Origin of the sequence: Actinomycetospora termitidis (assembly GCF_030286555.1) — a bacterium.
Classification (GTDB): domain Bacteria; phylum Actinomycetota; class Actinomycetes; order Mycobacteriales; family Pseudonocardiaceae; genus Actinomycetospora; species Actinomycetospora termitidis.
In genome coordinates, this window is sequence record NZ_JASVWF010000002.1 from 110,774 (window position 1) to 135,306 (window position 24,533).

At 74.1% G+C, this 24,533-nt stretch carries 24 protein-coding genes; 20 read left to right on the forward strand and 4 right to left on the reverse strand.

The features are described from left to right. Positions 1-108: 108 nt before the first annotated feature. From QRT03_RS08440 to QRT03_RS08470, 7 genes are all read left to right on the forward strand, one after another. The gene (locus QRT03_RS08440; RefSeq protein WP_286053336.1) at positions 109-852 is read left to right on the forward strand and encodes a ribonuclease HII; all 744 of its coding nucleotides are present in this window, start codon (positions 109-111) and stop codon (positions 850-852) included. Then, positions 849-1,169: a DUF2469 domain-containing protein gene (locus QRT03_RS08445; RefSeq protein ID WP_230756111.1), complete on the forward strand. Its 321-nt coding sequence runs from the start codon at positions 849-851 to the stop codon at positions 1,167-1,169. The genes QRT03_RS08440 and QRT03_RS08445 overlap by 4 nt, the downstream gene beginning before the upstream one ends. A 152-nt stretch (positions 1,170-1,321) precedes the next feature. Next, complete coding sequence (locus QRT03_RS08450) at positions 1,322-1,681, forward strand: YraN family protein (RefSeq protein ID WP_286052208.1); 360 nt, start codon at positions 1,322-1,324, stop codon at positions 1,679-1,681. Then, complete coding sequence (locus QRT03_RS08455) at positions 1,681-3,198, forward strand: YifB family Mg chelatase-like AAA ATPase (RefSeq protein ID WP_286052209.1); 1,518 nt, start codon at positions 1,681-1,683, stop codon at positions 3,196-3,198. Before QRT03_RS08450 ends, QRT03_RS08455 begins: the two co-directional genes overlap by 1 nt. Then, entirely contained in the window at positions 3,195-4,346 is a 1,152-nt protein-coding gene (locus tag QRT03_RS08460; RefSeq protein ID WP_286052210.1) for a DNA-processing protein DprA, read from the forward strand. The genes QRT03_RS08455 and QRT03_RS08460 overlap by 4 nt, the downstream gene beginning before the upstream one ends. A 130-nt stretch (positions 4,347-4,476) precedes the next feature. Next, positions 4,477-5,679 carry a tyrosine-type recombinase/integrase gene (locus QRT03_RS08465; RefSeq protein ID WP_286052211.1) on the forward strand — a complete coding sequence of 401 codons (1,203 nt, stop codon included), beginning with the start codon at positions 4,477-4,479 and terminating at the stop codon, positions 5,677-5,679. Continuing rightward, the gene (locus QRT03_RS08470; protein WP_286052212.1) at positions 5,654-6,649 is read left to right on the forward strand and encodes a FliA/WhiG family RNA polymerase sigma factor; all 996 of its coding nucleotides are present in this window, start codon (positions 5,654-5,656) and stop codon (positions 6,647-6,649) included. The genes QRT03_RS08465 and QRT03_RS08470 overlap by 26 nt, the downstream gene beginning before the upstream one ends. Before the next feature lie 361 nt (positions 6,650-7,010). Here the strand turns inward: QRT03_RS08470 and QRT03_RS08475 are convergent, their stop codons facing one another. Further along, on the reverse strand, positions 7,011-7,556 hold the full coding sequence (locus tag QRT03_RS08475) for a murein hydrolase activator EnvC family protein (RefSeq protein WP_286052214.1): 546 nt from the start codon (positions 7,554-7,556) through the stop codon (positions 7,011-7,013). 343 nt (positions 7,557-7,899) lie between these two features. Between QRT03_RS08475 and rpsB the strand changes: the two genes are divergently transcribed. From rpsB to QRT03_RS08530, 11 genes are all read left to right on the forward strand, one after another. Further along, a complete protein-coding gene (rpsB, locus tag QRT03_RS08480; protein ID WP_286052216.1) occupies positions 7,900-8,910 on the forward strand; it encodes a 30S ribosomal protein S2 in 1,011 nt (336 codons plus the stop codon). Positions 8,911-8,988: 78 nt separating this feature from the next. Further along, entirely contained in the window at positions 8,989-9,804 is an 816-nt protein-coding gene (tsf, locus tag QRT03_RS08485) for a translation elongation factor Ts (RefSeq protein WP_286052218.1), read from the forward strand. 176 nt (positions 9,805-9,980) lie between these two features. After that, positions 9,981-10,694, forward strand: coding sequence for a UMP kinase (gene pyrH, locus QRT03_RS08490; protein WP_286053337.1), 714 nt, complete (start codon positions 9,981-9,983; stop codon positions 10,692-10,694). Positions 10,695-10,724: 30 nt separating this feature from the next. Then, entirely contained in the window at positions 10,725-11,282 is a 558-nt protein-coding gene (frr, locus tag QRT03_RS08495; protein ID WP_286052219.1) for a ribosome recycling factor, read from the forward strand. Positions 11,283-11,311: 29 nt separating this feature from the next. Next, on the forward strand, positions 11,312-12,187 hold the full coding sequence (locus QRT03_RS08500) for a phosphatidate cytidylyltransferase (RefSeq protein WP_286052220.1): 876 nt from the start codon (positions 11,312-11,314) through the stop codon (positions 12,185-12,187). Further along, a complete protein-coding gene (locus QRT03_RS08505; RefSeq protein WP_286052221.1) occupies positions 12,184-12,897 on the forward strand; it encodes a class I SAM-dependent methyltransferase in 714 nt (237 codons plus the stop codon). Before QRT03_RS08500 ends, QRT03_RS08505 begins: the two co-directional genes overlap by 4 nt. Positions 12,898-12,949: 52 nt before the next feature. After that, positions 12,950-13,633: a hypothetical protein gene (locus tag QRT03_RS08510; RefSeq protein WP_286052222.1), complete on the forward strand. Its 684-nt coding sequence runs from the start codon at positions 12,950-12,952 to the stop codon at positions 13,631-13,633. Then, complete coding sequence (gene rlmN, locus QRT03_RS08515) at positions 13,630-14,751, forward strand: dual-specificity RNA methyltransferase RlmN (RefSeq protein ID WP_286052224.1); 1,122 nt, start codon at positions 13,630-13,632, stop codon at positions 14,749-14,751. The genes QRT03_RS08510 and rlmN overlap by 4 nt, the downstream gene beginning before the upstream one ends. Before the next feature lie 7 nt (positions 14,752-14,758). After that, on the forward strand, positions 14,759-16,024 hold the full coding sequence (locus QRT03_RS08520; protein ID WP_286052225.1) for a GNAT family N-acetyltransferase: 1,266 nt from the start codon (positions 14,759-14,761) through the stop codon (positions 16,022-16,024). 210 nt (positions 16,025-16,234) lie between these two features. Further along, entirely contained in the window at positions 16,235-17,725 is a 1,491-nt protein-coding gene (locus tag QRT03_RS08525; protein WP_286052226.1) for a hypothetical protein, read from the forward strand. 214 nt (positions 17,726-17,939) lie between these two features. Next, on the forward strand, positions 17,940-18,422 hold the full coding sequence (locus QRT03_RS08530; protein WP_286052227.1) for a hypothetical protein: 483 nt from the start codon (positions 17,940-17,942) through the stop codon (positions 18,420-18,422). A 65-nt stretch (positions 18,423-18,487) separates the two neighbouring features. On the opposite strand, the gene ligD is transcribed toward QRT03_RS08530, so the two are convergent. After that, positions 18,488-19,432, reverse strand: a complete 945-nt coding sequence (ligD, locus tag QRT03_RS08535) for a non-homologous end-joining DNA ligase (RefSeq protein WP_286052229.1) — start codon at positions 19,430-19,432, stop codon at positions 18,488-18,490. Positions 19,433-19,459: 27 nt separating this feature from the next. Between ligD and QRT03_RS08540 the strand changes: the two genes are divergently transcribed. After that, positions 19,460-20,860 (forward strand): FAD-dependent oxidoreductase, encoded by a 1,401-nt coding sequence (locus QRT03_RS08540; protein WP_286052230.1) that lies wholly within the window; start codon positions 19,460-19,462, stop codon positions 20,858-20,860. A 53-nt stretch (positions 20,861-20,913) separates the two neighbouring features. Here the strand turns inward: QRT03_RS08540 and QRT03_RS08545 are convergent, their stop codons facing one another. Beyond that, positions 20,914-22,872: an APC family permease gene (locus tag QRT03_RS08545; protein ID WP_286052231.1), complete on the reverse strand. Its 1,959-nt coding sequence runs from the start codon at positions 22,870-22,872 to the stop codon at positions 20,914-20,916. A gap of 43 nt (positions 22,873-22,915) precedes the next feature. After that, positions 22,916-23,221 carry a DUF2631 domain-containing protein gene (locus tag QRT03_RS08550; RefSeq protein ID WP_286052232.1) on the reverse strand — a complete coding sequence of 102 codons (306 nt, stop codon included), beginning with the start codon at positions 23,219-23,221 and terminating at the stop codon, positions 22,916-22,918. A 120-nt stretch (positions 23,222-23,341) separates the two neighbouring features. Between QRT03_RS08550 and dxr the strand changes: the two genes are divergently transcribed. After that, on the forward strand, positions 23,342-24,523 hold the full coding sequence (dxr, locus tag QRT03_RS08555; RefSeq protein WP_286052233.1) for a 1-deoxy-D-xylulose-5-phosphate reductoisomerase: 1,182 nt from the start codon (positions 23,342-23,344) through the stop codon (positions 24,521-24,523). The last annotated feature ends 10 nt before the right edge of the window (positions 24,524-24,533 follow it).

The window sequence follows — 24,533 nt, forward strand, 5'->3', positions numbered from 1 at the left end:
ACCGCCCGTCCCCGTCAGGGCGGGGACGGGCGCTCCCGGAGCACGGGTCAGCCCTCCGGGGGACGTCCGCCCCGTCGTGCCCGCAAGCCCCTCCCGCCGCGCACCGGAATCCAGCCGCCGCGGGCGATCGTGCGCCGGTCCAGCGAGGCCTGGGCGCTGCAGTCCGCGCTCGAGCGACACGGGCTCGGACCCGTCGTCGGGGTCGACGAGGCCGGCCGCGGGGCGTGCGCCGGGCCGCTCGCGGTGGCGGCGTGCATCCTGCGGCCGAACGACGCCAAGCGGTTCGAGGGCCTCACGGACTCCAAGCTGCTCCCGCCGGCCGAGCGCGAGCGGCTCGCCGCGGTCATCCGGCGGCGCGCGGTGGACTTCCACGTCGTGCTCGTCGACCCGGTCGAGGTCGACCGGCGCGGGGTGCACGCGGCGAACATCGACGGGATGCGCCGCGCGGTGGCCCACCTCGGGGTCCGGCCCGGCTACGTCCTCACCGACGGCTTCCCGGTGACCGGCTTCGGCGTCCCGAGCCTCGCGGTGCCCAAGGGGGACCTCGCCGCAGCGTGCGTGGCGGCCGCGTCGATCCTCGCGAAGACGACCCGGGACCGGTTGATGGCCGAGCTGCACGAGCGACGTCCGGAGTACGGGTTCGACGTCCACAAGGGCTACTGCACGCCGACGCACACCGCCGCCCTGTGCGAGCACGGCCCGAGCCCCGATCACCGCTACAGCTTCGTGAACGTCGCCGGGGCGGCTCGCCTCGCGGGCGTGCCGGACGGCAGACTCAGCGCCGCAGCGACGGTGGGCCACAATGAGGTGCTCGAGGAGTACCCGGAGGCGGAGGGGGGAGAGGCACCGTGAGCGCGGAGGATCTCGAGAAGTACGAGACCGACATGGAGCTGTCGCTCTACCGCGAGTACCGCGACATCGTGAGCCAGTTCTCCTACGTCGTGGAGACCGAGCGCCGCTTCTACCTGGCGAACTCGGTCGACGTCGCCGTCCGCAACGCCGACGGCGAGGTCTACTTCGAGGTGCGGATGTCCGACGCGTGGGTCTGGGACATGTACCGGCCCGCGCGGTTCGTGAAGAACGTCCGCGTCGTGACGTTCAAGGACGTCAACGTCGAGGAGCTCGACAAGCCCGACCTGCGCCTCGAGGACGGTCCGTTCGGAGGCTGATGCTCCGCCACCCGTCCCGTTCCTGACGGCGGGTGGCGTAGCCGGTTGTCCCCAGCCCCCGAGTTGTCCCCAGAGCACCGCTCGCCGTTCGCGCGGATCCACCCGTCGTCGCCACCGTGGTCGCAGGCAGGCGGCGCGGCGGGAGGACGGACGTGGTGGCGGCGAAGGACGAGCTCGGGCGGGCGGGGGAGGACCTCGCGGTCGAGCACCTGACGGCCCGGGGGCTGGTGGTGCTCGCGCGGAACTGGCGGCGGCGCGAGGGTGAGATCGACGTCGTCGCGACCGACGGCGAGCGGTTGGTCGTCTGCGAGGTGAAGACCCGGTCGGGCACCGGGTTCGGGCGGCCGGTCGAGGCGGTCACGCGGGCGAAGGCGGCCCGGATCCGGCGCCTGGCCCACCAGTGGCTGGCCGAGTCGCGTGCCCGGTGGTGCGAGGTGCGCTTCGACGTGGTGTCGGTGCTGCTCGTCGGGGACGACGAGCCGTGCATCGAGCACTACGAGGGAGCCTTCTGATGGGGCTGGCCCGGGCGTGGTCGATCGGCCTGCACGGCATCGACGGCGACCTCGTGGAGATCGAGGCGGACCTGGGGCCGGGCCTGCCGGGTCTGTCGCTGGTCGGCCTGCCCGACGCCGCGCTGGCCGAGGCGCGGGACCGGGTGCGGGCCGCGGTGGTGAACAGCGGCGAGCAGTGGCCCGCCCGCAAGATCACCCTGGCGCTGTCGCCGGCCACCCTGCCCAAGCAGGGCTCCAGCTACGACGTCGCCCTGGCCTGCGGCGTCCTCGCGGCCGACGGCCGGCTGCGGCCCACCGCGCTCGAGGACGTGGTGCTGCTCGGCGAGCTCGCCCTGGACGGGCGCATCCGGGACGTGCGCGGGGTGCTGCCCTGCGTCCTGGCCGCCCGGCGGGCCGGGGTGGCGCGGGCGGTGGTCCCGGAGGACTGCCTGGACGAGGCGTCGCTGGTGGAGGGCATCGAGCTGTTCGGCGCCGCCCACCTCGCCGAGGTGCTCGCGTGGCTGCGGGGCGAGCGGATGCTCCGCAGCCCCTCGGGGCGGCCCACGCTGCAGCGTCCGCGCGCCCACGAGGACCTCGGGGACGTGGTCGGGCAGGCCGGCGCGCGGTGGGCCGCCGAGGTCGCCGCGGCCGGCGGGCACCACCTGCTGTTCGTCGGCCCGCCGGGATCGGGCAAGACGATGCTCGCGCGGCGGCTGATCGGGCTGCTGCCCGACCTCTCGGTGCCCGAGGCGATGGAGGTGGCGGCGGTCCGCTCGCTGGCCGGGGCGTTGCCGCCGGACGGCGAGCTCGCCGTGCTCCCACCGTTCGTCGCGCCGCACCACGGGGTGTCGGCGGCGGCGCTGGTGGGCGGTGGTTCGGGCCTGGCGCGGCCCGGGGCGGTGTCGCTGGCCCACCGTGGCGTGCTCTTCCTGGACGAGGTGCTCGAGTTCGGCCCGCACCTGCTCGACGGTCTGCGCACGCCGCTCGAGGAGGGCGAGGTGCGGCTGGCCCGCAAGGACGGCGTGGTCCGCTACCCCTCCCGGTTCCAGCTGGTGATGGCGAGCAACCCGTGTCCGTGCGCGCCGCCCCGCTCCGAGCAGTGCACGTGCCCGTCCACGGTGGTCAACCGCTACAAGTCCCGGCTCTCCGGCCCGATGCTCGACCGGACGGATCTGCAGATCACCCTCGAGCCGGTGTCCTCCCTGCACCGGGACGACGACGAGCGGCCCGAGGACACCGCGACCGTGCGGGCCCGGGTGCTGGCGGCACGGGAGCGGGCCCGGGCCCGGTGGGCGGGCACGGGGTGGCGGAGCAACGCCGAGGTCCCCGGGCCGGCCCTGCGCCGGATCGCGCCCCTGCCGGTCGGGGCGACCCTGGAGCTGGACAACCTCCTGCGCATCGGGCGGCTCACCGCGCGTGGCCTCGACCGGGCGCTGCGCGTGGCGTGGACGCTGTGCGACCTGCGTGGGGGCGAGCGGCCCGACGACGCCGACGTGCACGCCGCGATCGAGCTCAAGCACCTGGGGGCGGCGGCATGACGGTCCCCGAGGAGGTGTTGCACGCCCGCGCGTACCTGCTGCGGGTGGCGGAGCCGCCGGCACCCGCCGTCGCGCACCTGGCCGAGCTGCTCGGACCGGTCGAGGCCGCCGCGCGCATCCGCGGCGGCGCCGACCTGGGGCCGCACGTCGGGGCCGAGGTCGCCGCCCGGCGCGACGACGACCGCGCCGCCGAGGACCTCGCGGCCGCCGCGGCCCTCGGCGGGCGGCTGCTCGTCCCGGAGGACGAGGCCTGGCCCGCGGCGGCGATGGCCGGGTTCGCCGCGCAGCCCGGCCACGCGGAGTGGGCCGTACCGCTGGCCCTGTGGGTGCGCGGACCCGCGGCGGTGGACGAGCTCGTGGGCCCCGGCCGGCGCAGCGTCGCCGTCGTGGGCTCCCGGGCGGCGAGCGGGTACGGCAAGTGGATCGCGCGGGACTGGGCCGCGTCGTTCGCCGACGCCGGGCTCCCGGTCGTCTCCGGAGCCGCCCTCGGCATCGACGGCGAGGCCCACCGGGGCGCGCTCGCGGCGAACGGCACCACGGTCGCCGTGCTGGCCTGCGGGATCGAGCGGGCCTACCCGGCCGCGCACGCCCGGCTGCTCGAGGCGATCGCGGAACGCGGACTCGTGGTCAGCGAGTACCCGGTCGGTGCGGTCCCGGCCCGGCACCGCTTCCTCGTGCGCAACCGCCTCATCGCAGCTCTCGCCACGGGCACGCTGCTCGTGGAGTCCGGGGTGCGCAGCGGGGCCTCCCGCACCGCGTGGGCCGCCCGCGAGCTGGGGCGGCCGGTGTTGGTGGTGCCCGGACCGGTCACGTCGGCCCTGTCGGTGGGCAACCACACGCTGGCCCGCGACGGCTACTCCACGCTGGTCGGCTCGGTGGGCCACGCGCTGGCCGACCTGGGGCCGATCGACCCGGAGGCGGACCGTCCGGCGGCGGAACCCCCGCGGCGGCGTAGTCCGGTCGACGGCCTCTCGGGGGCCGCGGTCCGGGTGCACGGAGCGCTGCGCGGCCACGCCCCGTCGAGCACCGCGGCCCTGGTGCGCGAATCCGGGGTCACGCCGCGGACGGTCCCGGCGGCGCTGGACGAGCTGCTCGCCGCGGGTCTCGTCGTGCGGGACGGGGATCGGGGGTGGAGCCGGTCCGTCTGACGCTGCGAAGTGTGCGACGAACGGTTGCACAGCGCGACGAGTGTGACCGTTGCCCGCTCGGCCCGCGCGGTCACCGACAGGGGCGCGGCGGTGCTTGACGGTCCCCCTGTCACAGCGGAGTCTCGACGCGATGACCGGCAGATTCTCGTCCCAGGGCGCGGGCCAGGGGACCGGTGGGGCGCAGGCCGACGAGGCCGTCGACGCCCTCGCCGCGCCGGGTCGGGCGACGGAAAACCCGTCACGCAGCGCGACGAATCCTGAGATCTCCGCTGGTGGCGGCACGGACGAGCTGCCCGCCGCGCTCGCTCGGGCCGTCGAGGAGTTCACCGCCCACCTGCGCTACGAGCGGGGGCTTTCCGAGCACACCGTGCGGGCCTACACCGGCGACGTGACCGCGGCCCTGCGGCACTTGGTCACGCGGACCGCCGCCCGCCGCCCGGCCGCGGACGACCGGCGGGCGGTCACGCTCGTCGACCTGGATCTGTCCGCGCTGCGGTCGTGGCTCGCCACGGGCGGCTCGGCGGGCGGGGCCGCAGGTGGTCGGTCAAGCGGAGTCGCGGGTGGCCGGTCGGGCTCGGGGACCGGTGCCGAGGACGCCGGCCGGGGCGACGCGGGCCGTCGACCGGCACGGCGCACCACGGTCGCGCGGCGAGCCGCGTCGGTCCGCGCCTTCACCGCCTGGGCCGCGCGCACCGGGCACGCGCCCACCGACGCCGGGGCCCGGCTCGCCTCGCCGCGGGCCCACCGCACGCTGCCCGCGGTGCTCCGGGCCGACCAGGCCGCGGCCGCCCTCGACAACGCGGCGCGGGGCGCGGCCGAGCGGGATCCGATCGCGCTGCGCGACCACGTCCTGCTCGAGCTGCTCTACGCCACCGGCATCCGGGTCTCCGAGCTGTGCGGCCTCGACGTGGACGACGTCGACGACGCGCGCCGGACGCTGCGCGTGCTCGGCAAGGGCGCCAAGGAGCGGACCGTCGTCTACGGGGCCCCCGCGGCCGCCGCGCTCGACGCGTGGCGCACGGACGGGCGGCCCCACCTTGCCGTCGCGGGCTCGCCGCCCGCCCTGCTGCTCGGTGCCCGAGGGGGGCGCCTCGACCCGCGCATCGCGCGCGCCGTCGTCCACGACGCGGCCGGCTCGGTGCCGGGTGCGCCCGACATCGCACCGCACGGGTTGCGCCACTCGGCGGCGACCCACCTGCTCGAAGGGGGAGCGGACCTGAGAAGCGTCCAGGAACTGCTGGGCCACGCCTCACCGGCCACCACGCAGCTGTACACCCACGTGACCGCCGACCGTCTGAGGGCCGTTCATGACGCCGCGCATCCCCGAGCCTGAGCCGGTGCGGCCGGCCGCCGCCACCGTCGGCGCCGCCGCACGGGCCGTCCCGGCGACCTCGCCCGGGACCGTGTTCTCCGCTCCCCGCCCCACCCGTGACGTGGCCGTGCGCGCGCGCCCGACCACGATCCACCCCGGCGCGGCCCCCGACGGGACGGTCCGCGACGAGGAGGCGCTGGTCGAGGCCGGCATCGCCGAGATGTGGGCTGACTACGCCGCCACCCCGGACGACCGCGAGGTCCGCGACCGGCTGCTGCTGCACTACGCGCCGCTGGTGAAGTACGTGGCCGGCCGGGTCGGCACCGGGCTCCCCAGCCACGTCGACGTCGCCGACCTGGTGCAGTGCGGCATCTTCGGGCTCGTCGACGCCATCGAGCGTTTCGAGCCCGACCGCGGCCGCAAGTTCGAGGTCTACGCGATGCAGCGCATCCGCGGCGCGATCCTCGACGAGCTGCGCTCCCAGGACTGGGTGCCCCGCTCGGTCCGCTCCCGGGCCCGGGAGATCGAGCGTGCCATCGAGCGCCGCGAGACCCGGGAGCAGCGCAGCTGCAGCGACTCCGAGATCGCCGACGAGCTCGGGATGGAGACCACCGAGCTGCGGGCCACCTACGGCCAGATCGCGATGACCAGCGTCGCCGCGCTCGACGAGCTCGTCGCGGCGGGGCGCTCGCACGCGTCGGGTGCGGGGTCGGGGGCGGGCGCGCCGTCGTTGGCGGACTCCCTGCCCGACGCCGGCGCCGAGGACCCGGTCGCGGCCATGGAGTCGCGGGAGACCCGCCGGCTGCTCGCCGACGCCATCGGCGGCCTCGGCGAGCGCGACCGGAAGATCGTCGCGCTCTACTACTTCGAGAACCTGACGCTGAACGAGATCGGCAAGGTCCTCGGGGTCACCGAGTCGAGGGTGTGCCAGCTCCACACCCGCGCGGTCCTGCGGCTGCGGGGTCGTCTGGCGGAGGCACACGCCGAGTAGGCGGGCCGGGTGCGCCCTGTCGCGGTGATCCGCCACGACAGGGCGCCGGCAGTGCCTCGAGTGCGACGTGGCGCAGGTTCCGGGACGGCCGTTCCTGCGTGGTGTCGCACTCGCCCCGCCGCGCGGCGCCCGCATGCAGCTTGTCGCGGGTTCTCACTCGTTCCGACGCACCTTGTCGCGGTGATTCACAGCGACAAGGTGCGCGGTCGGCGTCGGGAGACCGCGACAAGGTGGCCAGCGGCGCCCGGCGCCTGGCGAGGATGAGCCGCCGCTGGTCCTCTCGCGAGTGCGACGTGGCGCAGGTTCCGGGGCGGCCGTTCCTGCGTGGTGTCGCACTCGCCCCGCCGCACAGCCCCCGCGATCACCCCGCCGGCCACAGGCGCGTGCGGCCGAGGCCCACGAGGAGCAGGGGGTCGAGGTACTGCTCCCGCGGAGCCCCGGGCGGGTGCGCCCACCGCAGACCCCAGTGCAGGCACGCCGACGCGGGACAGCCCGGGTGGCCCGGGTCGAGCGTGCCCACGACCGTCCCCCGCGCCACGGACGCTCCGACCACCACGGAGGCCGCCACCGGCTCGTAGGTCGTCCGCAACCCGCCCGCGTGCTGCACCGACACCACACCCCGCCCGGCGAGCAGGCCCGCGTACACCACCGTGCCCGGGCCGGCGGCGACCACCGGCGTGCCCGGAGCAGCGGCCAGGTCGACCCCGCGGTGACCCCGCCCGTAGGGCGTCGGCGGCGCGAGGAACCGTCGGGCCACCCCGCCCGCCACCGGGGCGCCGGCCGACAACCCCGCGACGGGCCACCCGTAGGCCCCCACCGGGATGGCCGGCAGCTCGGGCGGCTCGGCACGGGCGACGGCCGGGACCGTCAGCAGGAGCAGGGCCGCCGTCAGGAAGAGGACTCTCACACGGGAACCGACGCACGGCGGGTCCGATCGGCTCCCGTCGACTCCGTACCGGGCGCGATTGTGACGTCCAGTGTCAGCATGGCCGCAGTGCTGACACCCGGGGGTGGCGCCCCGCGACACCGGTGAACAGCGGATCCGGGGCTCGGCGTAGACTCGCCCCCAGCGGCCCGTCGACGACGGGTCGACTTCGCGTGCCCCGACGAGCCCGCCCTCGAGCGAGCCATCACCCCGTGCACCGAGCGGTCCCCTCCGGGGGAATCGGTCGCCGGCCGGGGCACCAGGGCACCGATCCACCCCGGACCGGTGCGGCAACCGCAACGAGGACAGAGGTAGTACCGCCACCATGGCCGTCGTCACCATGCGACAGCTGCTGGACTCCGGCGTCCACTTCGGACACCAGACCCGGCGCTGGAACCCCAAGATGCGTCGCTTCATCTTCACCGAGCGCAACGGCATCTACATCATCGACCTGCAGCAGACGCTGTCCTACGTGGACCGCGCCTACGACTTCGTGAAGCAGACGGTCGCCCACGGCGGCACCGTCCTCTTCGTCGGGACGAAGAAGCAGGCCCAGGAGGCCATCTCCGAGCAGGCCGACCGGGTCGGGATGCCGTACGTCAACCAGCGCTGGCTGGGCGGCATGCTCACGAACTTCCAGACGGTGCACAAGCGTCTGACCCGCCTCAAGGAGCTCGAGGCGATGGAGCAGAGCGGGGGGTTCGAGGGTCGCACCAAGAAGGAGATCCTCATGCTCACCCGTGAGCACGAGAAGCTCGAGAAGACCCTCGGCGGTATCCGCGACATGGCCCGCGTCCCGAGCGCGGTGTGGATCGTGGACACCAAGAAGGAGCACATCGCCGTCGGCGAGGCGCGGAAGCTGAACATCCCGGTCGTCGCGATCCTCGACACGAACTGCGACCCGGACGAGGTCGACTACCCGATCCCGGGCAACGACGACGCGATCCGCTCGGCCGCCCTGCTCACCAAGGTCGTCGCCGAGGCCTGCGCCGAGGGCTTCCGGGCCCGTGGCCAGCGCCAGAACGGCACCGAGGAGGAGCCGGCCGCGGACGCCGCGGTGGAGCGCGAGTTCACCGCCGTCGGCGGCGACGGTGCCTCGGCGCCGGAGAGCCTGCCGACCAACTCCGCCGCGGACGCTCCCGGCGACGCGCCGGTCGCCGGCCCGGCGGCCGAGGCGACCGCCGACGCCGCGCAGGACGAGGTCCAGCCGACCGGCGAGGCCGCCCGGCCGGAGCGCACCCGGGGCGTCGCCGAGACCCCCGGCGGCGAGGACGACAACGCGATCGACGCCGCCCCGTCCGCCGGCACGCCCGAGAACGGCCAGGCGAGCCGCTGACTCCCTTCCCGACGGCAGGTGGGGCCACCCCACCCGCCGTCGGGAACCACCCACCCACGTCTGAGGAACAGGAACACGATGGCGAACTACACCGCCGCCGACGTGAAGAAGCTCCGAGAGGCCACCGGCTCCGGGATGATGGACTGCAAGAAGGCGCTCGAGGAGAACGAGGGCGACTTCGACAAGGCCATCGAGGCGCTGCGGATCAAGGGCGCCAAGGACGTCGGCAAGCGCGCCGGCCGCGCGACCGCCAACGGCATCGTCGCGGCCCGCGACGGCTCGATGATCGAGCTGAACTCCGAGACCGACTTCGTCGCCAAGAACGCGGACTTCGTCCAGCTCGGTGACGACGTCCTCGCGGTCGCGATCGACGGCAAGATCAACGACATCGACGCCCTCAAGGCGGCGAAGCTCGGCGACGGCACCGTCGAGGACGCCGTGCAGGCGCTCTCGGCGCGGATCGGCGAGAAGCTCGAGCTCCGCCGCGTGGTCACCCTCGAGGGCCCGACCGCGACCTACCTGCACCGCCGCAGCTCCGACCTGCCGCCGGCGATCGGCGTCGTGGTGGCCTACACCGGGTCCGACGAGGACGCGGCCCGCGGCGCGGCCATGCAGGTCGCGGCCGCCCGTCCGCTCTACACCACGCGCGAGGAGGTGCCGGCGGACGTCCTCGACGGGGAGCGTCGCGTCGCCGAGGCCACCGCGCGCGAGGAGGGCAAGCCGGAGAAGATCATCGACAAGATCGTCGAGGGTCGCCTCAACAGCTACTACAAGGACACCGTCCTGCTCGAGCAGGACTCGGTGTCGGTCGACAAGAAGTCGGTCGGCGCGGTGCTGAAGGACGCGGGCGTCGAGGTCCGCACCTTCGCCCGCTTCGAGGTCGGCCAGCCCTAGGGAGTTCCCGACGACGGGTCGGTGCGGGTGCGCGGCGGGGTCGCCCGCCGCGCCCCCGCCCACCCGGCGTCGGGCCCGGTCCACCGCCGTTGCACGAGGGGAGCTCCGCCGTGACCGACACCGTCGAGGCCGACACCGGGACCGAGAGCGAGGCCGAGCGCGCCGACCGGACCGCCGTGCCCACGCGCCGCGTCCTGCTCAAGCTCGGCGGTGAGATGTTCGGCGGCGGGGGCGTCGGGGTCGACCCGACCGTCGTCCGCACGGTCGCCCGGCAGATCGCCGAGGTCGTCCGCAGCGGCGTCGAGATCGCGGTCGTGATCGGCGGCGGCAACTTCTTCCGCGGCGAGGAGCTCTCCCAGGCCGGGATGCAGCGCCAGCGCAGCGACTACATGGGCATGCTCGGCACCGTCATGAACTGCCTCGCGCTGCAGGACTTCCTCGAGCGCGAGCACCACATCGACACCCGCGTGCAGACCGCCATCACGATGGGCCAGGTCGCCGAGGCGTACATCCCGCGGCGCGCGATGCGCCACCTCGAGAAGGGCCGTGTCGTCATCTTCGGCGCCGGCGTCGGGATGCCGTACTTCTCCACCGACACGACCGCCGCGCAGCGCGCCCTCGAGATCGAGTGCGAGATGGTGCTGCTGGCCAAGGGCGTCGACGGGGTCTTCACCGCCGACCCCAAGATCGACCCGACGGCGACGATGTACACCGAGATCACCCACCGCGAGGTCCTGGAGAAGGGCCTCAAGGTCGCCGACGCGACGGCGTTCAGCCTGTGCATGGACAACCAGATGCCGATCATGGTGTTCAACCTGCTGGTCGAGGGGAACATCGCGCGGGCGGTCCGGGGTGAGAGGATCGGCACGCTGGTCCACACGCCCGCCTGATCTCCCCCGACGCAGCAGAGGAGCCCGGAGATGATCGACGAGACCCTCCTCGACGCCGAGGAGAAGATGGAGAAGTCCGTCCACGCGGCGCGCGAGGACCTGCAGGGCGTCCGCACCGGGCGGGCCAGCCCGGCGATGTTCAACCGCATCCAGGTCGAGTACTACGGCGCCTACACCCCGCTGCCGCAGCTCGCGTCGGTCGCCGTGCCGGAGGCCCGCATGGCCGTCATCAAGCCCTACGACGCCAGTTCGCTCGGCGTCATGGAGCGCGCGATCCGCGACTCCGACCTCGGGGTCAACCCGTCGAACGACGGCACGATCATCCGCGTGGTGTTCCCGGAGCTCTCCGAGGAGCGCCGCCGCGAGATGGTGAAGGTGGCCCGCGGCAAGGGCGAGGACGCCCGCGTCTCCATCCGCAGCATCCGACGCACCGCGATGACCGAGCTGCAGCGCATCGCGAAGGACGGCGAGGCGGGCGAGGACGAGGTGTCCCGGGCCGAGAAGGAGCTCGAGAGCACGACCGCGACCTACGTCGCGAAGATCGAGGACATGGTCAAGGCCAAGGAAGCCGAGCTGCTCGAGGTCTGAGCACCCGGCACCCGAGGAGGCGGACGACGATGGCGGAGGACGTGGCGGTGCCGTCGTCCGGATCGTCGTCGGGCGCCTCCGGGAAGACCTCACGGGCGGGGCGCAACCTCCCGCTGGCCATCGGGGTCGGCCTCGCGATGGGCGCGGTCATCCTGCTGGCGCTGCTGACGGTCCGGCAGACCTGGATCGTCATCGTCGCGGTGTGCGCGGCGGTCGGGATCTGGGAGGTGTTCGGCGCGCTCAACCGCGCGGCCGGGATCCGGTTCTCCCGCGTGCCGGTGCTGGTCGGCGGCCTGGCGATGATCGGGCTGTCGTGGCCGTTCGGCACCGAGGGCATCCTCGGCGCGCTCGTCGTGACGGTGCTCGGGTGCTTCGTCTGGCGGATGCGTCTGGGCGCGGCCGGCTTCGTGCGCGACGTCGGCGCCTCGATGCTGGTGCTGGTCTGGATCCCGATGTGCATGGCGTTCGGCGCGATGCTCGTCGTGCCCGAGGACGGCACGGCGCGGGTGCTGACCTTCCTGATCATCGTCATCTGCTCGGACACCGGCGGCTACGCGGCCGGGGTGCTGTTCGGCCGGCACCCGATGGCGCCCAAGGTCAGCCCGAAGAAGTCCTGGGAGGGCCTCGCCGGCTCGATGGTCGCGGGCTCGACGGGCGCCTGCCTGTGCGTGGCGTTCCTCCTGGGCGCCACCTGGTGGTACGGCCTGGTCCTCGGTCCGCTGCTGGTGTGCACCGCGGTGATCGGTGACCTCGTCGAATCGCTGGTCAAGCGCGACCTCGGCATCAAGGACATGGGGCAGACGATCCCCGGGCACGGCGGTCTGATGGAGCGCCTGGACTCGTTGGTGACGTCGGCCCCGGTCGCCTGGCTGCTGCTGTTCGTGTTCCTGCCCTACCCCACATGACGTTCCCCGGGGTCGCGGAGAGCCCGAACATCTGGCGCTGGCCCGACGTCTACGAGGCGGAGAACGCCGCGCAGGACGCGACCGGCGCGCTGTGGGAGGCCCTGGAGGAGCTGGTCGACCTCTCCGGGGACGTTCTCGACGTCGGGTGCGGCGACGGTTACCACCTCCCGCGGTTCGCGACGACGGCCCGCTCGGTGACCGGGGTCGAACCCCACCCGCCGCTGGTGGCGCGCGCCCGGGCCCGGTGCGCCGACCTCCCGTCGGTGTCCGTGCTGCCGGGCAGTGCTGCGGCCCTGCCGCTGTCGGACGCCTCCGCGGACGTGGTGCACGCGCGCACCGCGTACTTCTTCGGGCCGGGCTGCGAGCCGGGCCTGGCCGAGGCCGAGCGGGTGCTGCGGCCGGGCGGCACTCTGGTGATCGTCGACCTGGACGCCACGCGCCACTCCTACGGCAGCTGGATGCGCGCGTCCGCCCCCGGCTACGACCCGCGCGCCGCCGAGCGGTTCTTCACCGCGCAGGGGTTCTCGACGCGCCGGGTCGACACGCTGTGGCGCTTCACCGACCGCGCGACGATGGGCGCCGTCCTGCGGATCGAGTTCACGCCGGCCGTCGCGGACAAGGCCGTCGACGGCACGCCGGGCCTGGCGCTGCCGGTCGCGTACCGGATCCACGTCCGTCGTCGTCCGGCCGGGCTGGTCGCCGGGCGCTGAGCGGTACCCCTCCCACGCCGACGACACACCGGGCGCGGCTACCGTGGAGGGCGTGTCGTACCCGAATCCCGGTTTCCGGCCCGGTGACCCGTACCGCGGCGGGGGCCCTTCCCGGCGCGGCCCCGCCGGCCCGTCCCGCGGGAGCTTCGGCCCGCCGCCGGGATCGTCGCGCGGCCGCCCGCCGTCGAGCGGCCGGGCCCCGGGCGGCCGGTCGGTCCGGCTGGACCCGGTGCTCGCGGAGAGCCTGATCGGGGTGGCGTGGCTGACCGTCGGCACCCTCGGGATCGGCGCGGACGGGGCCGGCACGCTCCTGCTCGCCGTCGGGATCGCGGTCGTCGTCGTGATCCTCGTGGAGAACCGCCGCCGCGGGTCGCACCCGTTCGACGGCGCCCGGTCGTCGGACCTGCTGCGCTTCGCCGGGATCGCCGTCGGCGCGATCATCGTGGAGTCGGTGCTGCTCGGCCTGATCTCGTGGTCGGAGGCGGCGCCGGGGGTCGCGGCCGTGATCACCGGCGCGGCGTTCCTCGCGCTGTCCCGGTCCACCGGGCAGCGGCCGACGCAGTGGCTCGGGGTGGCCCTCGCGGTCCTCGGGGTGCTCGCCGCGGTGATCGCGACGCAGGAGGCGTCCGGCTTCGTCTCGCAGGGCCTGCTCGGGCTGGTGTGCGGGGTGCTCGTGCTGCTCAGCGCCGCGGACCGGATCGGCCTGCTGGAGTCGCTGCGGGACCGGGTGCGATGAGTCGGGAACTGCCCGTCCTGTCCCTCTCCGGGACCGGGACCCGCCGGACGCGCCCGCCGCGGCACTTCGCCGACCTCGCGCCCGACGAGCGCAAGGCCGCCGTCACCGAGATCGGTCTGCCCGGGTTCCGGGCCGACCAGATCGCCCGCCAGTACTTCGCGCGCCTCGAGGCCGACCCGGCGGCGATGACCGACCTGCCCGCGGCGGCCCGGGAGAGCGCGGCGAGCCTGTTCCCGCCCCTGTTCGAGCCGGCCTCGGTGGTGGACTGCGACGGCGGGGCCACCCGCAAGACCCTGTGGCGGGCCGCGGACGGCGCCCTGGTCGAGAGCGTCCTCATGGGCTACTCCGACCGTGCCACGGTGTGCATCTCCAGCCAGGCCGGCTGCGGGATGGCGTGCCCGTTCTGCGCCACCGGGCAGGGCGGGCTGCAGCGGAACATGTCGACCGCGGAGATCGTCGAGCAGGTCCGCTCGGCCGCCGCCTCGGCCCGGGACGGTGCGCTGGGCGACGGCATCCCCGCCCGGCTCTCGAACGTCGTGTTCATGGGCATGGGCGAGCCGCTCGCGAACTACCGCCGTGTGGTGGACGCCGTGCACCGCATCTGCGACGCCCCGCCCGCGGGGCTCGGGATCAGCCAGCGCTCGGTGACCGTGTCGACGGTGGGGCTCGTCCCGGCGATCCACCGGCTCGCCGACGAGGGCCTCCAGGTGACGCTGGCGGTCAGCCTGCACACCCCCGACGACGAGCTGCGCGACACGCTCGTGCCGGTCAACACCCGGTGGCCGGTGCGCGAGGTGTTCGAGGCCGCGCGGCACTACGCGGACGTGACCGGGCGCCGCGTGTCCATCGAGTACGCGCTGATCCGCGACGTGAACGACCAGCCGTGGCGGGCGGACCTGCTGGCGAAGCTCGCTTCGAAGCACCTCGGCCGGCTCGTCCACGTCAACCTGATCCCGCTCAACCCGACGCCGGGCTCGAAGTGGGACGCGAGCCCCGCGCCGGTGCAGGCCGAGTTCGTCCGGCGGGTTCGTGACGGCGGAGTGGCGTGCACCGTGCGCGACACGCGCGGCCGCGAGATCGCCGCCGCGTGTGGGCAGTTGGCCGCGACCGGGGGATGATCGTCCGGTGGCGACACCGGAGGTGCGGACGTCCACCCCGCGGGTCACCGAGGGGTCGACCGATGCGGGCACCGTGGCGTGGACGCGGGCCCAGACGGCCGCGTTCCTCGGCCCGCGGCTCGAGCCCGAGCAGCTCGCCCGGGTCGGCGCCGCGTTCGAGGGCAACCGGCTGCGCGGGGCGTACGCCGACCCCGACCCCACCCCGGTCGCCACGCTGCGCTCCTGGGACGCGGAGCTGACCGTGCCGGGCGGCACGGTCACGGCCGACACGATCACCGGGATCGGGGTGCGCTCGACCCACCGCCGCCGGGGGCTCACCGACCGCCTGCTCACCGAGGACCTCGGGGCGGCCGCCCGCGCCGGGGCCGCGGCCGCCGTCCTCACCTCGACCCAGGGCGCGCTCTACGAGCGGTGGGGCTTCGGTCTGGCCACCCGCACCCGATCGCTGACCGTCGACACCGCCCGCGCCCGCTTCCGCGACCCGGTCGCCCGCGGCACCGTCGAGACCGTCGACCGTCCCGACGCGGCCCTCGCCCTCGCCCGCCCGGTGTTCGAGCGGGCCCGGCGCCGGCACCCCGGGGCGCTCGAGCGCCTGGCGTCGCAGTGGGACCAGATCCTGGTCGGCGCGGGGCCCTGGAACGGCTTCGAGCCCGACCGGACGCGCCAGGTCGTCGTGTGGCGCGACGACGACGGGCGGCCCGCGGGCTACGTCGTGCACCGGGTCGAGGAGGGCTGGTTCGCGAGCGGCGCGGCGACGCTCGGCGTGGTGGACCTGCAGGTGCTGACCCCGACCGCCTACGTCGAGCTGTGGCGGCACCTGTGCTCCCAGGACCTGGTCGGCACCGTGACCTGGTCCTCGGCGTCCGCGGACGAGGCGCTGCCCTGGCTGCTCACGGACCCCCGCGCGGCCGTGGTGGGGGAGGACCACGCCATGCTCTGGCTGCGGGTGCTCGACGTCCCGGGCCTGCTCTCGGCGCGTCGCTACCCGACCGAGGACGCGCTCGTCCTCGAGATCGACGACCCCCTGGGCCACGCCCGCGGGACGTGGCGCCTCGACACCCACGACCGGATCGCGCCCGCCGTGGCCCGGACGGGAGGCGACGCGGACGTCGCGCTGTCCGTGACGTCGCTCGGGGCGGTCGTCCTGGGCGGGGTGGACCCGCGGACGCTCGCGCGGGCGGACCGGCTCGCGGAGCGCTCGCCGGGGGCGGCGGGCCGGCTGGCGCGGATGCTGGCCGCGCCGTCGGTGCCGTGGAACGGCACCCGGTTCTGAGCCTGCTTGTCGTCTGCGATTCCGTCGCTGTCCGATTGTTGCCGGATCGTCATGTCACTCGTTTGTTGCACGCGACTTCGCCCGTTCGCGTCACCCACTCGGTTCGTCCCGTTCGCAACGGGATGCATGGTTAGGCCGATCGGGGATTAGCTCTGCGTCACGAAGCGACTGCGGGGAGTCGCAACGCCAGCGATCCAAGGAGTCGATTCCATGAACGCCGCACGCCGCGCAGTGGCGGCCGCCGCGATCGTCGTCACCGGCCTGGGCACCACGACCGGACTCGCCTCCGCCGATGCGCAGAACCGCATCTCGGCGAGCAACACGACCGTGGGCAACGGGCTGGGGGACACCACCGGCGGGGACATCACGATCAGGGCGACGAACACGTCCGACATCGGCAACGGTAACCGCATCCTGAGCGGGAACAACGTCGCTCTCGGCGGGACGATCGTCAACGGCGACACCACGACGATCACGAACACGTCGACCAGCACCTCGACCAGCACCTCGACGACCGACTCGGCGGTCGCGGAGGACCTCGCGAGCACCGTCACGATCCCGTCCTCGGGCTTCTCGGCGGCGGACTTCGCGGCCCAGGTGCAGGACGCGATCGACGAGGCCCGGGCCCGGGCCGCGGACCAGGCGGACGCCGCCCGGGTCTACGCCGACGCGCTCCGCGACTTCTACGCGAACGGCGGGGTCGGGGCCTTCCCGAGCTTCCCGGGGACCGGCTCCGGCTCCGGTGGCGGTGGCGGTTCCGACATCGGGGACGTCTTCGGTGACGACTTCCCGTTCGGGCCGGGTGGCTCGCCGTTCGGCGAGGACTTCCCGTTCGGGCCGGGCGGTTCCCCGTTCGGACCCGGCTTCCCCTTCGGTGACGGGGGCTTCCCGGGCACCGGCGGGGGCGGCACCGGCACCGGCACCGACGACGGGACCGGCACCGACGACGGGACCGGCACCGACGACGGGACCGGCACCGACGACGGCACCGACACCGGCACCGATGACGGGACCGGCACCGACGACGGCACCGACGGTGGCGGCATCGACCTGGGCGACGAACTCGGGGACGGCGCCGGCGACGGCGGCGTGACCGACGGCGACGGCGTGGACGTCGACCTGCCGATCGGCGGGGACTCCGACTCCGACACCGGCGGCGGGGACGACGGCGACCTGGTCGATGCCGACGTCCCGGTGCTGGGTGACGATGACGCCACCACGGGCGGGGGCGACGACGGCGACCTGGTCGACGCCGACGTCCCGGTGCTGGGTGACGACGACGCCACCACCGACGGCGGGGACGACAACGACGTCGCCGACGTCGACCTCCCGATCGGCGGCGACAACGACGCCACCAGTGGCGACGGGGACGACAACGACGTCGCCGACGTCGACCTGGACGCCCTGAACGGCGACGACGAGGACAGCACCTCGTCGTCCGGCGACGACAACGACCTCGTGGACGCCGACATCGACGCGCTGGACGGGGACGACTCCGACAGCTCGTCCGGGTCGGACGACGACCTGGTCGACGCCGACGTGGACGTCCTGAACGGCGACGACGAGGGCAGCGACTCGTCGTCCGACTCCGACCTGGTGGACGTGGACGCCGACGTGCTGAGCGGCGACTCGGACTCGGGTGACTCCGGGGACTCGGGCAGCGACAACGACCTCGTCGACGTGGGCGTCGGCCTGCTCTGACGCGATCGCACGACCCTCTCCACGGGCCTCGTCCCGCACCTCCACGGTGCGGGGCGGGGCCGTCGTGCGTCCGCAGTCCGAACCGAGGTTCCTCACTCGATCAGACCACGCGGGCGCGCGACCCGTACCAGCGCCGTGATCTCCCCGTTAGACGCTGCGTCATGCTCGGTTGCGCTACGTAGCCGGGATTTGTAGCGCAAGGGGGAAGAACCGCATGTCGATGATCCGCCGTGCCGTCGTCGGTGCCGCTGTCCTGGGTGCCGGCCTCGCGTCCACCGCCGGCGTCGCGTCCGCCGCGCCGTCCGTGCCCGGCGTGAACGGGGCGATCGCCGCCGCCGACGCCGCCGCGCAGGCCGGGACGCAGGCCGGGCTCGCCGGGGCCCAGGCCGGGCTGAGCGCCGCCAACGCCGCCGCGACCGTCGCCAAGAACGTCGCGGGCGTGGACATCCCGGGTCTCGACGCCGTCCCGCCGTTCACCAACGTCAGCGACATCCCGGGCCTCTCGCAGGGCCTCGGAGCGATCCCGTCGGCGAGCGACCTGACCGACCTGTCGTCGCTCACCGACCTGTCCGACCCCGAGGCGTTCTCCGGGCTCCTCACGGACGGCCTCCCGACCGCCGAGGACCTCACCGAGGGCCTCAGCCCCGAGGACCTCACCCCGGACCTCTCGGCCCTGGACGCGCTCTCCGGCAGCTGATCTCCCGTCCTGACGCCGGGTCCGGGCGCGCGCGGGGGGCGCGCCGGGACCCGTCGTCGGGACGGTCAGACCTCCGGAGCCTCGGGTTCGTCCGCCTCGTCGCGGTCGGCCCAGTCCAGCAGCGGCGCCAGGTCGAACACGGTGTCGTCGATGCCCGCGTGCAGGTCGCCGATCTCGGCGTAGCGCGCGGGCATCGTCGCGATCGTGAAGTCGGCCGGCTCGACCCGGTCGATCTCGTCCCACGTCACGGGCGCGGACACGATACCCAGCGGGGTGCCGCGCACCGAGTAGGCGCTGGCGATCGTGTGGTCGCGGGTGTTCTGGTTGTAGTCGACGAACACCGTGCCGGGCTCGCGGTCCTTGCGCCACCACGCCGTCGTCACCAGCTGCGGGGCGCGCCGCTCCACCTCGCGGGCGAACGCCCACGCGGCCCGCCGGACTTCGCCGAACGAGTGCTCGGGGCGGATGCGCACGTAGACGTGCAGGCCCTTGCCACCCGAGGTCTTCGGGTAGCCGACCGCGCCCAGCTCGTCGAGCACCTCGTGGACCACCGTCGCGACCCGCCGGACCGTGTCGAACCCGACGCCCTCCATCGGGTCCAGGTCGATGCGCCACTCGTCGGGCGACTCGACGTCGGCCGCCCGGGAGTTCCAGGGGTGGAACTCCACGGTGGACATCTGCACCGCCCAGACGACGTCGGCGAGCGAGGAGACGCACAGCTCGTCGGCGGTGCGGTTGTAGCGCGGGAAGCGCACCCGCACCGTCGGGACCCAGTCCGGCGCGCCCTTGGGCAGGCGCTTCTGGTGGACCTTGTCGCCGTCCACGCCGGTGGGGAAGCGGTGCATCATGCACGGCCGGTTCCGCAGCGCGGTGACGATGCCCTCGCCGACGGCCAGGTAGTAATGCGCGAGATCGAGTTTCGTCTCCCCGCGCGCCGAGAAATACACCCTGTCCGGGTTGGTGAGCCGCACCGTGCGGCCGGCGACCTCGAGCTCGGCAGCTTCTGCCACGAGAGCACGTTAGCGGAGGGGACGCACATGACGCGCCGGATCGTCGTGATCGGCGGCGACGCCACCGGGATGAGCGCGGCCAACACCGTGCTGCGGCACAGCGCCGCCGACGGCGTCGAGACCCCCGAGGTGGTCGTCCTCGAGCGGGGGCACTACACGTCCTACTCCGCCTGCGGCATCCCGTACTGGATCGCGGGGGACGTGCCCGAGCGCGACGACCTGATCGCCCGCACCCCCGAGCAGCACCGCGAGGCCGGCATCGACGTGCGGATGCGCACGGAGGCCACGTCGGTCGACGTGGAGAAGCAGGTCGTGCGGTTCCGCGCGCTGGACGGCGACGGGTCCGAGGGCGAGCTCGCGTACGACGACCTCGTCTTCGCCACCGGGGCCTCGCCGGTCCGCCCGCCGCTGGACGGGATCGACGCCGAGGGCATCCACGGCGTGCAGTCGCTCGAGCAGGGCGAGCAGATCGTCAAGGACCTGGACGCGTCGCAGGCCCGGCAGGCCGTCGTCGTCGGGGCGGGTTACATCGGCGTCGAGATGGCCGAGGCGATGCTGACGCGCGGCCTCGAGGTGACGATCGTCGACCAGGCACCCGAGCCGTTCACCCAGATCGACCCGGACATGGGCTCGATCGTGCGGACCGCCATGGAGGACATGGGCATCACGGTGCTCACCGGCACCGCGGTCGAGGGCTTCGACACGCGCGAGGACGGGCGGGTCGCCGCGGTGCGGACCGCCGACGGCGCGGTCGCCGCGGACATCGTCGTCATGGGTCTCGGGGTGGCGCCGAACGTGGCGCTCGCGCGGGAGGCCGGGCTGACGGTCGGGGAGTCCGGCGGGATCGCGGTCGACGTGCGGCAGCGCTGCGTCGGCCACGAGAACATCTGGGCGGGCGGGGACTGCTGCGAGGTGCACCACCGGCTCTCCGGGAAGGGTGTCGCGATCGCGCTCGGCACGCACGCGAACAAGCACGGCCGGATCATCGGCACCAACCTCGCCGGTGGCTACGGCGCGTTCCCGGGCGTGATCGGGACGGCGATCTCCAAGGTCTGCTCGCTGGAGATCGGCCGGACGGGGCTGGGGGAGAACGAGGCGACGGCGGCCGGCTTCGGGTTCGTGACGACGACGATCGAGTCCTCGAACGTCGCCGGCTACTTCCCGGGCGCCGAGATGATGACGGTGAAGGTGATCGCGGAGGAGCGCTCCGGGCGGCTGCTCGGCGCGCAGATCGTCGGGCGGGCGAACTCGGCGAAGCGCATCGACGTGTTCGCCACCGCGATCTGGAACGGGATGGGCGTCGAGGAGATGACGTTCATGGACCTCTCCTACGCCCCGCCGTTCTCCCCGACCTGGGACGCCGTCCTGGTGGCAGCCCGCAAGGGCGCGAAGGCGGTGCAGGCGGACATCCCGCGAGGTGCGGCGTAGCCGCAGGTGAGCAGACATTGTCGCCATAGCGACAATGTCTGCTCACCTGGGCGTCAGCCCACATGCACCGCCGGACGCCGCGCCGGGTCCGGCTCGGCCTCGCGGAGCACCTCGCGGGCGACCGGCGCCACCTCGCCGACGCCGAAGAGCAGGTAGCGCAGCAGGTTGAGCGCCGGGTTGCCCTCGGTCCACTCGAAGTAGACGTGCGGCACGCGCCCGGTCTCGTCGCGGAGTTCCAGCAGCAGCGCCGCGATCGCGTTCGGCACCGTCGCGGAGCGGGCGCGCAGGATCCGGTAGCCGTGCCGGTACTCGCCCTGCACGTCGAGCTCCTCCTCGAAGTCCGAGGGGTCGCCCACCGTGATCTCGACGAAGATCAGCGCGTCGCCGGACGGGATGTGGTGGTCGTAGCGCTCCTCGAGCTCCTTGTCGTGGTACTCGGCCCGGTCGCGGCGGTCCGGCTCGTTCGCGATCAGGCGGATCGTCGACTCCGGGTCCGCGGTGTGCGCCTCGCGCAGGATCTCCCGCGCCGTGTCGTCGAGGTGCACACCGGTGATGCGCAGCTCGAACGAGCGCGCCGCCCGGGACGCGAAGGACACCACGAAGATCGCGACGACGAAGATCAGGCCGATCTTGAGACCCTCGGGCCGCTCGATCATGTTGGCCACCGTCGTGTAGACGAACACGACGCTGACCACGGCGAACCCGACGAACGCGGCGCGCTGGCCGTGCTTGCGGGCCGAGAGCGTCACCGCCACCGACGCCGACGTGATCAGCACCAGCACGCCCGTGGCGTAGGCGCCGGACTGGGCGTCCACGGACGCGTCGAAGATGATCGTCACGAGGATCCCGACGAGCGTGAACACGATGACCATCGGGCGCACCGCCCGGGCCCACGCCGGGGCCATCCCGTAGCGCGGCAGGTAGCGCGGGACGAGGTTGAGCAGGCCGGCCATCGCCGAGGCGCCGGCGAACCACAGGATGACGATCGTGGAGACGTCGTAGACCGACCCGACGACGTCGCCGAACTGCTCGTGCGCGAGGTAGGCCAGCGCCCGCCCGTTGGCCGGTCCGCCCGGCGCGAACTCGGAGAGCGGGATCAGCACGGTGCAGGCGAAGCTCGACGTGATGAGGAAGCAGCTCATGATCACCGCGGCGGTGGTCAGGAGCTTGCGGGCACCGGCGATGCGCCCCTCGGGGTTCGCCTCGGTGTCGCCCTCGCCGCCCTTGATCAGCGGCATCACCGTCACGCCGGTCTCGAAGCCGGACAGCCCGAGCGCGAGCTTCGGGAAGACGATCAGCGCGATCCCGACGATCAGCAGCGGGTTCCCGTTCTGCTGGGTCAGGGCCGCGCCCCAGTCGACGACGACGTCCGGTGCCGTCGCGATCCGCCACAGCGCCCCGACGACGACGAGCAGGTTCATCGCGAGGAAGACCCCGACGATGACGACGGCGATCCCGATCGCCTCGTGGAACCCCGCGAGGAACACCGCGCCGAGCAGCAGGATCAGGCCGATCGTCAGCGGCACCTCCCACCCGTCGAGCGCGCCGCCGACGAATGGGTTCTCGATCGCGTGCGCGGAGGCGTCGGCCGCGGACAGGGTGATGGTGATGACGAAGTCGGTGGCCGCGAACCCGAGCAGGACCAGCACGAGCAGCTTGGACCACCAGTAGGACAGCAGCCGTTCGAGCATCGCGACCGAGCCCTCGCCGTGCGAGGACTCCCGCGCCACCCGCCGGTAGATGGGCAGCGCGCCGAGCAGGGTCAGCGCGACGAGCACCAGCGTCGCGAGCGGGGACACCAGCCCGGCGGCGGCGATCGCGACGGCGGGCTGGTAGCCCAGGGTGGAGAAGTAGTCGACGCCGGTGAGGCACATGACGCGCCACCATGGCTTGCCCTCGGTCGGCTCGTCGCCCCGGGCGCCGGGGCCGCTGTGCCGGGCGGACCGGTCGACGAGGCCCTCGAGCAGCCAGCGGCGGACCGGGCCCGTCGCACGCGTCGGTGTGAGCGTCACGCGCGCATGCTGGCAGGCGCGGGGGCCGCCCGCGCCGTGGACGTCAGCGGCGCCAGGAGGTTCGTGCCCGGATGATCGATCCGAGCGACAGTGCGAAGAACGCGACGGCGATGACGACCAGCCAGATGTTCTCCTGCTGGCCGACGTGGTTGCCCCAGATCATGACCAGGCAGATCGCGGCGACGAGGAAGCCCGCGAAGTTCGCGACCTTCGGGTAGTGGCCGTGCCAGCCCCACTCGACCGAGGGCTCGTCGTCGGAGGACACGCCGTTGACGACGACGGCCTGGTGCTCGTGGCCGTGGTGCGCCGCGTCGGACGCGGCCCGACGGGCGGGGCTCGTGCTGGCCACGGGGTCCTCCTGATCGACGAGCGTGCAGACCGGCCCAACCTATCGGTCGCGGTCGGTCGCGGCGATCCGTGGGGCGTGTGACCGCGCCGATGTGGGTGCAGCGGGCCAGGATGGGCGCCGATGAGCACCGCAGCCCGGCGCCGGGTGGTGCTGCTCGGTTCCACGGGATCGATCGGCACCCAGGCGCTCGACCTCGTCCGCGCCCACCCCGACCGCTTCGTCGTCACCGGGCTGGCCGCGGGTGGCGGGCGGGTCGAGGAGCTGGCCGCCCAGGTCGCCGAGTTCGGGGTCCCGACGGTGGCCGTGGCCGATCCGGCGGCCGCGACGCCGCTGACCGAGGCGCTGCGCGCGAAGGGCGTGTCCGCGGAGGTGCTCGCCGGACCACTCGCGATGACCGACCTCGCCGGCGACGGCGGGGCGGACCGGGTCGTGCTCAACGCGGTCGACGGCTCGCGGGGCCTGGCGCCGACGCTGGCCGCGCTGCGCTCCGGGGCGACGCTCGCGCTGGCCAACAAGGAGTCCCTGGTGGCGGGCGGGCCGCTGGTGACCCGCGCCGCGACGCCGGGCCAGATCCTCCCGGTCGACTCCGAGCACTCCGCGATCGCCCAATGCCTGCGCTCGGGGGCCGCCGGGGAGGTCGACCGCATCGTCCTGACGGCGAGCGGGGGCCCGTTCCGGGGCCGGACCCGGGAGGACCTCGCGTCGGTGTCGCTCGACGACGCGCTCGCGCACCCGACGTGGGCGATGGGCCCGGTGATCACGCTGAACTCGTCGACGCTGGTCAACAAGGGGCTCGAGCTGATCGAGGCGCACCTGCTGTTCGCGGTGCCCTACGAGCGCATCGACGTGGTGGTGCACCCGCAGTCGATGATCCACTCGATGGTCACCTTCTCCGACGGCGCCACCATCGCCCAGGCCAGCCCGCCGGACATGCACCTGCCGATCGGGCTCGCGCTCGCCTTCCCCGACCGCCTGCCCGGCGCCTCGCCGCGCGAGACCTTCGCGGCCGCGCAGGCCTGGACCTTCGAGCCGCTGGACGCCGCCGCCTTCCCCGCGGTCGACCTCGCCCGGGCCGCCGGCTCCGCGGGCGGGTGCCTGCCGGCGGTGTTCAACGCCGCCAACGAGGAGGCCGTGCGCGGCTTCCTCGCGGGGCGCGGGACCTGGCTGGGCATCGTGGACACCGTCGCCGAGGTGCTGTCGTCGGCGTCGGACTGGGCCGGCGACCCGCGCGACGTCGCGGACGTGTACGCCGCGGAGGAGTGGGCGCGGTCCCGGGCGGGGGAACTGCTCGCCCGAGCGTGACGCCCCACGC